The 11,496-nt window shown below is 63.9% G+C and carries 11 protein-coding genes and 1 pseudogene; 11 read left to right on the top strand and 1 reads right to left on the bottom strand.

Annotation, left to right across the window (positions count from 1 at the left end; all coding sequences use genetic code 11):
• From ACFWF3_RS09170 to ACFWF3_RS09135, 8 genes and pseudogenes are all read left to right on the top strand, one after another.
• On the top strand, nt 1-991 hold a 991-nt coding region (locus ACFWF3_RS09170; RefSeq protein ID WP_379313182.1), incomplete at its 5' end, for an alcohol dehydrogenase catalytic domain-containing protein.
• A gap of 412 nt (nt 992-1,403) precedes the next feature.
• Nucleotides 1,404-1,931: pseudogene (locus ACFWF3_RS09165) on the top strand (nitrate- and nitrite sensing domain-containing protein); the annotation flags it as partial.
• Nucleotides 1,932-1,997: 66 nt separating this feature from the next.
• The gene (locus tag ACFWF3_RS09160; protein WP_379313183.1) at nt 1,998-3,470 is read left to right on the top strand and encodes a sensor histidine kinase; all 1,473 of its coding nucleotides are present in this window, start codon (nt 1,998-2,000) and stop codon (nt 3,468-3,470) included.
• 16 nt (nt 3,471-3,486) lie between these two features.
• Nucleotides 3,487-3,924, top strand: coding sequence for a roadblock/LC7 domain-containing protein (locus ACFWF3_RS09155; RefSeq protein ID WP_378986993.1), 438 nt, complete (start codon nt 3,487-3,489; stop codon nt 3,922-3,924).
• Nucleotides 3,921-4,301, top strand: a complete 381-nt coding sequence (locus tag ACFWF3_RS09150; protein ID WP_379313180.1) for a DUF742 domain-containing protein — start codon at nt 3,921-3,923, stop codon at nt 4,299-4,301. The genes ACFWF3_RS09155 and ACFWF3_RS09150 overlap by 4 nt, the downstream gene beginning before the upstream one ends.
• Nucleotides 4,282-4,863, top strand: coding sequence for an ATP/GTP-binding protein (locus tag ACFWF3_RS09145; protein WP_379313179.1), 582 nt, complete (start codon nt 4,282-4,284; stop codon nt 4,861-4,863). The genes ACFWF3_RS09150 and ACFWF3_RS09145 overlap by 20 nt, the downstream gene beginning before the upstream one ends.
• On the top strand, nt 4,860-5,033 hold the full coding sequence (locus tag ACFWF3_RS09140) for a hypothetical protein (protein WP_379313178.1): 174 nt from the start codon (nt 4,860-4,862) through the stop codon (nt 5,031-5,033). The genes ACFWF3_RS09145 and ACFWF3_RS09140 overlap by 4 nt, the downstream gene beginning before the upstream one ends.
• Nucleotides 5,030-5,635, top strand: a complete 606-nt coding sequence (locus tag ACFWF3_RS09135) for a TetR/AcrR family transcriptional regulator (RefSeq protein WP_379313177.1) — start codon at nt 5,030-5,032, stop codon at nt 5,633-5,635. Before ACFWF3_RS09140 ends, ACFWF3_RS09135 begins: the two co-directional genes overlap by 4 nt.
• 443 nt (nt 5,636-6,078) lie before the next feature.
• On the opposite strand, the gene ACFWF3_RS09130 is transcribed toward ACFWF3_RS09135, so the two are convergent.
• Entirely contained in the window at nt 6,079-7,023 is a 945-nt protein-coding gene (locus ACFWF3_RS09130) for a hypothetical protein (RefSeq protein WP_379313176.1), read from the bottom strand.
• A 564-nt stretch (nt 7,024-7,587) separates the two neighbouring features.
• Between ACFWF3_RS09130 and ACFWF3_RS09125 the strand changes: the two genes are divergently transcribed.
• The 3 genes from ACFWF3_RS09125 to ACFWF3_RS09115 all read left to right on the top strand — a co-directional run bounded on the left by ACFWF3_RS09125 (nt 7,588) and on the right by ACFWF3_RS09115 (nt 11,464).
• The gene (locus ACFWF3_RS09125; protein ID WP_379313174.1) at nt 7,588-8,520 is read left to right on the top strand and encodes an alpha/beta hydrolase fold domain-containing protein; all 933 of its coding nucleotides are present in this window, start codon (nt 7,588-7,590) and stop codon (nt 8,518-8,520) included.
• Between the two features lie 67 nt (nt 8,521-8,587).
• Nucleotides 8,588-10,195, top strand: coding sequence for an AMP-binding protein (locus ACFWF3_RS09120; RefSeq protein ID WP_379313173.1), 1,608 nt, complete (start codon nt 8,588-8,590; stop codon nt 10,193-10,195).
• A gap of 561 nt (nt 10,196-10,756) precedes the next feature.
• A complete protein-coding gene (locus ACFWF3_RS09115; RefSeq protein WP_379313172.1) occupies nt 10,757-11,464 on the top strand; it encodes a hypothetical protein in 708 nt (235 codons plus the stop codon).
• The last annotated feature ends 32 nt before the right edge of the window (nt 11,465-11,496 follow it).

Below are 11,496 nucleotides of genomic sequence, written 5' to 3'. Positions count from 1 at the left end.
CCCTGGTCCCGGTCAGGTGAAGTTGCGTAACGCGTTCGCCGGCATCTGTGGCTCCGACCTCCATTTCTATTTCTTCCCGGAAGCCATTCCGTGGGATATGAACGAGCCGCATCCGCTGACCGGTGCCAAGTTGCCCCAGATCCTCGGCCACGAGTTCGCGGGGACCGTCGTCGAGGTCGGCGAGGGCGTGACGGATGTGCAGGTCGGCGACCGTGCCGCGGTGTTCCCGCTGGTCGCTTCCTGTGGTGAGTGTGTTGCGTGCCGTAAGGGTTTGCGTTTCTCCTGCAAGATGATGGGCGCGCTCGGTGCCAACGCGCCCGGCGGTGGCCTGTCGGAGTTCACCACAGTGAACGCCTCGTCGTTGCACCTGTTGCCCGAGAATGTGGACCTGCGGATGGGCGCGCTCGTCGAGCCGATGGCGGTCGGCTGGCACGCGGTCGCCCGCAGTGGCGTCGAGGCGGGCGGTACGGCACTCATCGCCGGCGCGGGGCCGATCGGTATCGGTACGTGGTTCGCGTTCAAAGCGCTGGGTGTGGAGAAGGTGCTCATTTCCGAGCCGAGCGCGGATCGTCGGGCGATCGTCGCCGCGCTGGGTGCCACGGTCGTGGATCCGGTGAACGAGGACCTCGCCGCCGTGATCAGCGAGTTCACCGATGGTGCCGGCGTGGATGTCGCGGTGGATGCGGCGGGAGCCGGTGCTGCGATCACCTCGGCCTTGATGAGCCTCGTCGCCGGTGGCCGCGTTGTCGTCGCCGCGCTGCACGAGCACCCGATGCAATTCCATCCCACCTTGCTCTCGATGGGGGAGGGCGAGATGGTGGGAGCGGTCGGCTATGAGCCGGAGGAATTCGACGCGGTTATCGCCGGTATGGCCGACGGCCTCTACGACACCACCGGCTGGGTGGAGGAGATCCCGCTGACCGGCATCGTCGACGCTCTCCACAAGCTGCGCAACGGTATCGGCGCGAAGATCCTCATCCGCACGGACTGACCACCGAGGGACGACCACTACGAATGAGACAGGAGCGCACTATGGTTCGGCCCTCAGGGGGAACCACCGGTCGTTGCGGGTGGGCGCGCGTCATGAACACCGCCTCTGAAGGTAGGGCCACGGCGTGCGCTTCCCGGTAGAACTTCCGACCGCGACAGGGCAGGGAGTGCGGCGGTCGTGGGTCCGGCGGCACGGTTCCGGAATACGGACACGAGTGTTGGCGATCGCGCTCATTCCTTGTGCGGCACTACTTTTCACTGGGACGATCACGGTCGCCGTTCTCGTCGAAGACGCGCGAGCGGCTTCCCAGTGGTCGAAACTGCTCAATGATGCGGTCGATCCGTTCGTCGCGTTCGCGGTCGCGGTCCAGGGCGAGCGATCACTGAGCCTCGCTGCGCTGAACGGCGACTCGATGTCGGCGGCCGGATTGACGGCGCAGCGAACCAGGACAGATGCCGCGCTCGCGGAGATCGGCCGGCGGGCGCCGGAATTGCAGCGACTGGCGCCGGTCGGGGTGGACAGCTCCACCCCGGACATCGCCGAACTAGCCGCGAGCACATCGAGTATCAGACAGGCTGTGGATCTCGGACACACCGATTCTCGCTCAGTCGACGATTTCTACCGGCGACTCACCGGCATCCTCGCCACCGGCCTCGAAGGGCTGGCGAGGGCCGTACCGGATCCATTGACCGCCGCGGAGGAGATCACCGCGGCGGATCTGATCCAGATGGCGGAACTGCATTCCCGCGCGTTTGCCCTCGCTGCCGCAGGCACAGTACGTGGGGAATCGCTCTCTGCCGAGGAACGCCGTGTCGTCGCACAGCTCGTCGGCGGGTATCGACACCAGCTCGAAGGTCTCACCGGACGGCTCACCGCCGACGGTCGGCAGCGACTGGCCCGGCTCGCCGACAGCCCCGAATGGAGAACTGCGACGGGATCCGAGGACCTGCTCGCCGAGCGCGGCACAATCGAGGTCCCTTACGCCGAGTGGCAAGCAGCCGAGCGGGTGGTGGACACCGAACTGATCGGCCTGTTCAGGGATCACGTGTATTTCGCCAACGCGCAGGCCGCGGAAGCCGCCGATCGGACGATGAACCGACCGATTGCCGCGGGCATCGGTATCGCAGTGGTCGCGATCGGTGCCTTCGCCTTGGCGATGCGGATGGCCAATGGCCTGATCCGCCGGTTGCGTTCGCTGCGTTCGCGAAGTCTGGAGTTGGCCAATGAGACGTTGCCATCGATCGTGCAGCGGCTCCACGATGGCGAGGAAGTCGATGTCGAGGCCGAGACGACGATGCTCGACACCGGGCACGACGAAATAGGTCAGGTAGCCATGGCATTCGGAGCCGCGCAGCGGACAGCGATGGTCGCTGCCGCGGCAGAGGCGCGGACGCGGGACGGGTTCAACAAGGTCTTCCTGGACATCGCACATCGAAGCCAGGTTCTTGTTCGCCGTCAATTGGATGTGCTCGACGTCGCCGAGTCGAAACAGCAGGATTCGGAGCACCTCGAATTGCTCTTCCAGCTCGACCATCTGGCGACCCGGGCACGGCGCAACGCCGAAAACCTGCTCATCCTCGGCGGCGAACAGCCGGGGCGGCGATGGCGGCAACCCGTCGCGCTCGAACAGGTCGTGCGCAGTGCGGTATCGGAGACCAACGATCTCACCCGGGTGAGCGCGATTCGCCTCCCGGAGGCGCACGTACTCGGGGGCGTGGTCGCCGACCTCATCCATCTGCTCGCAGAGCTGATCGACAACGCCACCTTCTTTTCCCCGCCCCAGTCTCTGGTCTCTGTGCACGGGAACCGAGTGGGCCGCGGTGTGGTCGTCGAGGTCGAGGATCAGGGCCTCGGAATCAGATTCGCCGAGCGCGAACGGCTCAACGAACTCCTCAGTGAGCCACCAGACTTCCAGCAGATGGCGCTGGCTGGACAGCGTCATCTCGGACTCTTCGTGGTCAGCCGACTGGCGAAGCGCCATGCCATTACCGTCAGTTTGCAGGACTCGGCCTATGGCGGTGTCAAAGCGATCATCTTGATTCCGACCGATCTGCTGGCGGTCGAGCCCGAAAACCACTCTGAAGAGCCGATTCTGATGCCGCGGACTCGCGCGCACCACGCATCGGAGGCAGTATCGCGCGGCCACGATGTTGCGCAGCTGCCTCCGTGGCCGGGGGAGGCGTACGAGGAGCTCGTCGGTGCCGACACTGCGCAGTCGGATTCGGTGGCGATCGAATGGCCGGCACCGACCGTGCACAGGGCAAACAATGGCGCGCATCTGCGTGCCCCGCTGCCCAAGCGGCGGAAACAAACCCACCTCGCACCACAACTTCAGCTGGAGGACGAGCCACCCAGTGCGGCCGAAGTGCCTTCGGTAGAAAGCCGACGCCCCGCCGACGAGATCCGCCGCGCGATGTCGTCTTTCCAACACGGCACGTTCCAAGCACGCAACTCCGCGCCACCTCCAACCGATCAGTAACGGATGGTCCAGAATAATGAACAACGACGTGACAATCCAGGGCAACAACACGCTGGATTGGATCCTCGACGGCTTGGTCGACCGCACGCCGGGTTCCGAGCACGCCTTGGTCCTTTCCGCCGACGGCCTGCCGCTCGCCCGCTCGCACACCCTCAGTCGTGAGGATGGCGAGCACCTGGCTGCGATGGCTTCCGCGCTGCACAGCCTGGCTCGTGGCGTAGGCAGTCGCTTCGACAAGGGCGCGCCCCGGCAGACCGTCGTCGAACTCGCCGCGGGCTATCTCCTGGTGACCGAGGCCGGACACGGTGCGTGTCTTGCTCTGCTCGCCGCGATCGAGGCCGATCTCGGTCTGATCGCCTATGAAATGAACGTCATCGTCGGGCAGGTCCGTGATCAATTGAGCGCCGCGCCACGCATCCCGTCACACACCATGCGCGTACACCCGACATCGTGAACGAGCGCGGTGGCCGAGACTGGGAGTTCGCGGACGACCCGGGCGCACTGGTTCGGCCGTTTGCCGTGACCCGTGGCAGAGCTGGTCGGGATCTGCACACGCTCGACATTCTCACGCTGGTCGTCGCGGTGCGATCCGAGAGCGACTTGACCGGCCTCGACCGGGAGTATGCCGAGATCGTTCGGCTGTCTCGCGGCAGACCGCTGTCCATCGCGGAGCTGGCGGCTCACCTGGACCTGCTGCTCGCGGCGGTAAAGGTACTGGTCAGCGACCTGATCCAATCCGGGCATGTCATCTTCCGATCACCGGCTCCGCCATCGAGTGGACCGGACCCGAAACTTCTCCAGGCGGTGCTCGATGGTATTCGCAGAATCTGATGTCGTCGCCCGATCCGAACTCAGCTTGCTCGATGCTGTCAAGATCCTGATCGCGGGCGGATTCGGTGTCGGCAAAACAACATTCGTCACAACGATCAGCGAGATCACTCCACTACGTACCGAGGAGCGGCTGTCTGCCCTCGGTGCCGTTGTCGACGATCTGACCGGCGTGGAAACCAAGACCACGACCACGGTGGCCTTGGATTTCGGCCGGGTCACGCTGAGTCAACACCTGGTGCTCTACCTGTTCGGAACACCAGGGCAGGACCGGTTCTGGTTCATGTGGAAGGAATTGTCGGTCGGTGCGCTGGGTGCGATCGTGCTGGCCGATACCCGACGTCTCGAAGACTCCTTCGGGGCGATCGACTACTTCGAGTCACGTGGTATCCCGTTCATCATCGCGGTCAACTGTTTCGATGGCGCCGATGTGTACAGCGATTTCGAAATCTGCGAAGCACTCGACATTTCGAGTGAGGTCGCCGTTGTGCTCTGCGATGTCCGCGATCGGGATTCAGCCAAGCAGGTCCTGATCCAGCTGATCGAACATCTCATGGCGCGATGATCTATATCGAATCCCTCTCGCGCGTAGTCGTGCAAGGCGCGTCGCCCTACGATTGTGAGTGCGGTGAGTGGCGGGTCGAGGGCGGCACTCGTCATCTCGATCTGTTCCAGTTGGCCTTACTGTCAGCGCTGCGCGAATTCTGCCGCGAACGTCTGACGGCCACAACGTGAACGCCACGCCGACAATGCTCCGTCGCGAAGCCCGCAGGCGACATGTCATCCTCGCCGCGAGCGAAGTCTTCGGTAATCGCGGCTATCACGGCACCAGCATGGATGAGGTCTCGGTGCGGGCCGGATTCACCAAACCCATGCTGTACGAACTGTTTTCGGGGAAACTCGAGCTCTACTTGACGGTCTTGCAATCGCATATCGACGCGCTGGTACGCGGCGTGCGGCATGCGTTGGCCTCGGGCGACAATCACCAGCGGGTACACGCCGCGGTGCAGGCCATCTTCGACTTCGCCGACGAGGACCCGGCCGGCCTTCGGCTGATTTTCGAATCGGGCGTCAGCAACGAACCATCGGTCGAATGGCGGGTCAGAAACGCGATCGCCGAGTGCGTGGGATGCATTTCCGATGCCGTCATCGACGATTCCGGGCTCGATCCGCACCGAGCGCGCCTACTGGCGGTCGGTCTGGTCGGTGCCAGTCAGATGGCCGCGCGCGAATGGCTGGACTCGGGTCGGCCGATCACGAAGCGAGCGGCGGTCGAGATCACGGTCGCGTTGTGCTGGGACGGACTGTCGAGGGTGCCGCTGCATTCGGATGACTGACGCACCGAGGCACCCGCGGCGCTCAGTTCGAGTCGCCGATCGCCAGGAGTCGCCGATGGTGAGCAGTGCCGTATCGGCACCGGCGCGTGCGCGCAACGGTGACATGAGCGCGATGTCGTTCATCATCGTCTGTGCCGCTTGAACCCGGATGCGAGCGCTGGCCGTATCCCAGTCCGGATGCACCGTGCTGATCAGATGCACCCATTCCGCGACGTATTCGTGCTGCACGTTCGATGACATTGCGCCGCTGATAGGTTTCCCGGTCGAAGTCCGGTGCGTATCTGTTGTGCCCGGGCACAACGGCTCGGCCTGTGCGTGAAGGGCGTGGACGGTTGGCGTCCTCATAGCATTCGACAGTCCAGTGAAGCCGGCTTCTGTGGCGAGTCAAGATATAGGTGGCCGATCTGCCCGCGACTCGCGGTAAACCCCGAGCGGAAGCGAATTCAGTAGTCGCCCAGACGGCGAAGGAACTCCGCGGCGATGTAGCGCATGCGCCCGGCGGTCGTGCGCACGTCGTAGCCGAGGAGTTGCGTCAAACCCTCATGCTTGGCCTGCAGCGTCGAATGGTGCATGCCGAGTTCGACTGCGGCACTGCGGAGGCTGGGCAAGTCGCAGAGCACCCGCAGTACCTCGGCAGAGCGGGAATCGAGGTGTGCGAGCGCTGTCGCGTCTTCGTGTGGCGAAGTTGGGTTGTGGGCATGGGCCAGGACGATCATCGCCCCGAGATCGGTGGCGTCGACGACGGGCGTCGAGGAGTTGGTGAGTCTGTAGGCGATGACCGCTCCATCCCACGATTCCGGAGCGTGGTCGGCACGTACCCACGTCCCCAAGCCGGCGGGTCCGGGAGGGTCGACCCGTCCTCTCATGTCCAGACTCGCTTGGAGGATTCCGTATCGAGTGGGAACGGCTGTCGAGATGCCCGACGGCGCGACACCCACGTCGGTGGCGATGAGCCTGATCCGAGTGTTCGGATCGATGTGAAGCCGGGCGAGCCCGGGTGCTCGTTCGTCGACCGAACGTGCCTGATCGATGATGAGGGCGAGCCCGGCGGCCCGGTCGCTCCACGCACCGAGGAGCCCGACCGCGAATGCGACCCGCTCGATGATCATCTCATCGTTGGCGTGGGTGGCGTCGTCGCGCTCGAGCCACACACTCCCACCCTCGATCGACCGCTCCGGCCGTCGCGGCCCCGCATTGTCGCTGAGAACACTCCGGCCGGTCGGGGTGAACCGCGAGATCCGCCCGTTGCACGTCGCGCCCGCCACGGTCCCGGCGAGGACAGCCGCACCGCGCAGCAGCACATCGAGTCCGACCCGGCTGGAGATGAGAGCATCGAAGTACCGGACGACTTCGAGGGGTTCGCCGACATCCGGGGACAGCTTTCCCACGAGTAGGTTCCTCCGTGCGTATGTGATCGAGCACATGCCATGTCAATCGTGCGTCGTGTTCTATCTGCTGATGATACGCGCGGGCTGCTGATGATACGCGCGGGATTCGAGTTCGCGGTCGAATTCGGTCGAGGCCGATATCGGTCGATGTTCCGGGCGATACAAACGAATTTTCTATTCTCGCATTCCGACGTGTCCGACAACACCCGCCAAACGTGGCAAGAATGGGACGATCTTTCCGCCGTTCGCGCGCTCGCCGTGCGGAATTGACAACCTGAATGTGGCCTTCCTACTATCCGAGGGAACGTTCTGATCGACATCGAGAATTCTCCACGGCATCCTTCCGGGCTGGACGTGAGGAATGGCCGCATGGTGTTGTCTCGAAGCTTTCGAGGGCAGATGCAATCGCAATAAATGAGCTGATGTTCGAACAAGCGGAAGAATTCTGCTCGCCCACGAGACGGCCGTGTCGCGGCGGAATGGCCATCGACGAATAATGCGGCCGGAAGTAGCTGTAGGCAGTGGTTCGACAGTGGGCCTGTACAGAAGGACGAGGAGTGCCTGATGAGGACAACATCGACGTTGTCTCGAGTGATTTCACGCCGATTGCGACAGTTGCCGGGCATGGCACTCTATTGCGCGATAAGGCTGGCGCCGATGGACCTGGGCGACCCGGCGTTCTTCGCCAGGATGATCGAACGAGATCGTGCGGCGGGACCGAAGCGGCCGTCGCGTCGGAGCCTGGCGAAACTAGACTTTCGGGAGGGTATCGAAGCGGGACTGCGTACGTTCCATGCCAGGCGTAAGGGCGCCCCGGAAACACCGCTACGTCTGCTCTACCTGCACGGCGGTGCCTTCATCATGGATCTGCAGACGATCCAATGGAACATCCCGATCGGCCTGCTCGAACGCGTCGACGTCGAGGTGGTGGCACCGATCTATCCGCTCGGCCCCGAAGCGGACTGGCAGGAGACCACCACCGCGATCCAGCGGCACTATCTCGCCCTCGCCGAAGCCCACGGTGCGGAGAACATCATCGTCTTCGGTGACTCCGCGGGCGCCTCGCTGACCCTGCTGCTCGCCCAGGCGCTACGCGATGCGGGACTGCCACAGCCGAAGGCGCTCCTCCTTTTTTCGCCTGCGCTCGACCTCACCGGCGAGGACCCCGGTCAGAAGGCCCTGGCCCGTCGCGATCCCATGCTGTCCCTGGGTTTGTTCGACGAAGTCGGGGCGCGGTGGCTCAAAGGCTTCCCTCCGCAAGACCCGCGGGTCAGCGCATTGTTCGCATCACATGACGACTTGCCTCCGATCCTGCTATTCAGTGGAGACCGCGAAATCCTGGACTCCGACGCACACCGGTTGAAGGCCGTCAATCCATCGGTCGATCACCGGCACTATCCAGGCATGGTGCACGTCTGGCCCAACTTCCCCATCCCCGAGGCTCGTCAGGCTCTCGATGAGGCAGCATCCTTCATCCGCCTGCACAGTGACACGTAGGTCGGCCTCGGACAGCCAGAAATCTCGTCGTTCACGAACAGATCGACTCTCAGAAAGACGAACTCACATGATCTCGATCGATCAGGAAATCGCCGATACTCTCGCGGAGTACGGCGCAGCCGACGCATGTGCTGCCGACCTGCTGTGCGACCGGCATCCGGGTGACGCCATTGCGTTCCGCATCGTCGAGCCCGACTGCCGGATCAGCGAGCTCACCTACGGCCAGCTTTCCGAGCGGTCCAGGCGATTCGCGACCGCCTTGGCTCGCCTCGGAGTGCGCCGCGGAGAAGCGGTCGGCGTCCTCATGAGCAAGTCGGCGGAACTGCCGGTCGTACTCCTCGCGATCTGGAGACTCGGAGCCGTACACGTTCCGCTGTTCACGGCCTTCGCCGGGTCTGCTGTCGCGACGCGACTCGGCGGCGCCGACGCGAAATTCGTTGTGGCCGATGCCGATCAGGCTGACAAGCTCGCGGCGAGCACCGGGCTGAGCGTGGTGCAAGTCGGTGGCCGTTCACCTGCCCGGACGAATTGGTATGCGTTCGAGGATTTGCTCGCCGCGATCGCGATCGGCGAAGACGACGAACCGGAGACTGTGAGCGTCGGCGCCGACGGCACGCTGGTGCTGTTGTACACCAGCGGCACGACCGGCGCACCGAAGGGTGTGCCGGTTCCCGTCCGTGCTCTCGCGTCGATGCAGCGCTATCTGATCGATGGGTTGGACGTGCGGGCGTCCGACGTGTATTGGAACGCAGCTGACCCCGGTTGGGCCTACGGACTCTACTTGGCCGTTCTCGCTCCGCTCGCGATGGGGCGGACCAGCATCCTGCTGCACGCCGGCTTCTCGGCGGAGCTCACTTGGCGAGTCCTCGACCAGTTGGAGGTCACCAACTTTGCGGCCGCGCCGACCATCTACCGCGCGATGCGGGCCGAGCCCAGCACTCCTGTTCGGCTGCGCTGCGCGTCCTCAGCAGGCGAGCCGCTGCCCGCGACAGTTGTCGACTGGTCGCGTCAGGCGCTCGGCGTCGAGGTCCGCGACCACTACGGCCAGACCGAGCTCAGCATGGTGATCGCGAATGCGTGGCGCGCGGAAATTCGCGAGCCCATCCTGGCTGGGTCTATGGGCCGAGCACTTCCCGGATGGTCGTGCGCGGTACTTGCCGACGACGCGGACGTCGTTGCGCCGATCGGCGCCATAGGTCGTCTCGCCCTCGACACGACCAGCCCCCTGATGTGGTTCCACGGATACAAGAACGCCCCCGACAAGACCGCCGAGCGATACAGCGCAGATGGCCGCTGGTACTTCACGGGCGACACCGCCAAGCAGGACGAGAGCGGGCGTGTGTTCTTCTCTGCTCGCGACGACGATGTGATCATCATGGCGGGCTACCGTATCGGCCCCGCTGATGTGGAGAATGCCTTGGTTACTCACGAGGCCGTCACGGAGGCCGCGGTCGTCGCCGCGCCGGACGAGCTCCGCGGCGAGGTGCTGGAGGCGTACGTCGTTCTGCGAGCCGGCGGGCACGGGTCGCCGGAGCTCGTCGCAGAACTCCAGCAACGAGTCAAACAACAGTTCGCCGCACATGCCTATCCCCGCAGGATCCACTTTGTGGATGACCTACCGAAGACTCCGAGCGGCAAACTCCAGCGTTACAAGCTTCGAGCCGATCGACGATAGGCTGGTCGCTGTGCGGGCTGGTCTCACGGTATCGCTCGATGCCCGAGATGCCCGTCGAGGCACTAGGTTCTGTCTCAATCTGGTGCATACCTCACAGGTGCTGCGGAAATGGGATGGAATGAGTAGTCGCAGATCCTGGTCGAACGTGCCACATCAGGTACTGCTTTCGACAATCCTCTCGGGCGAGAGCACGATGGTACTGTCGCCTTTCAGTGGATCTGGGGCGACCGTATCTGACCTGCCGTGCGAACAAACGGACTGTCTCCTGTCACGGATGAATCTGGCGGTGCTGGTGACGACGGTCCACACTTGCGGATGGATGGTGGGTGTAGCACCCCATTTGGCACCGAGGCGGAGTTCACGGCTGCTGTTCCCCACGTCTGGGACTTATTCTTCTCGGCCCGGCTCAGCGAAATGCAGCGGATACTCCCTGGCGTCCTGGCAAGCGCGTACAACGCAATCGAGGACACGGGGGGCGAGTCGCGGTGCCAGGCAAATGTTTCGCTTGCCCAGTTGCTTCATGCCACCTCTAACCTCCTGGGCTATGCAGGTCAGACGGACTTGGCATCCCTGGCGCTTCTCCGCGCGGATCAGTTCGCGGCTGAGAGCGGAGATAACCTGACTCGCGCTGCGATCAAAGGATCCCAGTCATGGCTGCTCGCTAAGAACAACATGTACGACGACGCGGTCGCCCATGCCGAACGAGCGGCTGCCGAAATCGAGCCCCGTTTGTCCACAGCTACACCTCGCCATGTCGCCCTCTGGGGAGAACTTCTCTGCTATGCCGCCTTCGCGGCCTCGCGATCAGGGGACTACCGCGAAGCGCAGAGGTACCTCCGTCTATGCGACGCAGCGGGAACTCAGCTGGAAGACGCCTATGCCGATAGGCCCGAGGTGTCCAACGTGTTCGGTCGCACCTCAGCCGCTAGTTTTGGTGTTATCAACGAGATAGGGGCCAGTCGGCCGCGTGAGGCTCTGAAACTCGCGGCTACTGTCAGGAGCGGCGGCCCCGGAATCCCGCCCACCCTCCAAAGTCGCAGGCTCATCAACGTTGCCCAAGCCCAGATCCACAGCCAAGACGATGCGGGAGCCGTTGGCACCCTGCGCGACGCTTGCGCGCTGGCACCGGAATTCGTTGGTCACATCCCGCTGGCACACACTCTGACCCATGAGCTACTGGCCCGTCGAGGTCGGCAACGGCTGGACGGGCTCGACGATGTGGTCAACTACCTCGGCGTATCGACTCAACCTCTAGGAATCCAACCTTGATTGTTAATCCTGACGCCTTTACTGTCTTGTGC

The sequence above is a fragment of the Nocardia sp. NPDC060220 genome, assembly GCF_042727815.1.
Lineage (GTDB): Bacteria > Actinomycetota > Actinomycetes > Mycobacteriales > Mycobacteriaceae > Nocardia.
This window is presented reverse-complemented; position numbering and strand designations above follow the sequence as displayed.

Bases quoted from the DNA above. Each gene is read 5' to 3' on its own strand.
- ACFWF3_RS09155 (WP_378986993.1), top strand. From the start codon at position 3,487: ATGAACAACGACGTGACAATCCAGGGCAACAACACGCTGGATTGGATC.
- ACFWF3_RS09145 (WP_379313179.1), top strand. From the start codon at position 4,282: ATGGTATTCGCAGAATCTGATGTCGTCGCCCGATCCGAACTCAGCTTG.
- ACFWF3_RS09140 (WP_379313178.1), top strand. From the start codon at position 4,860: ATGATCTATATCGAATCCCTCTCGCGCGTAGTCGTGCAAGGCGCGTCG.
- ACFWF3_RS09125 (WP_379313174.1), top strand. From the start codon at position 7,588: ATGAGGACAACATCGACGTTGTCTCGAGTGATTTCACGCCGATTGCGA.
- ACFWF3_RS09120 (WP_379313173.1), top strand. From the start codon at position 8,588: ATGATCTCGATCGATCAGGAAATCGCCGATACTCTCGCGGAGTACGGC.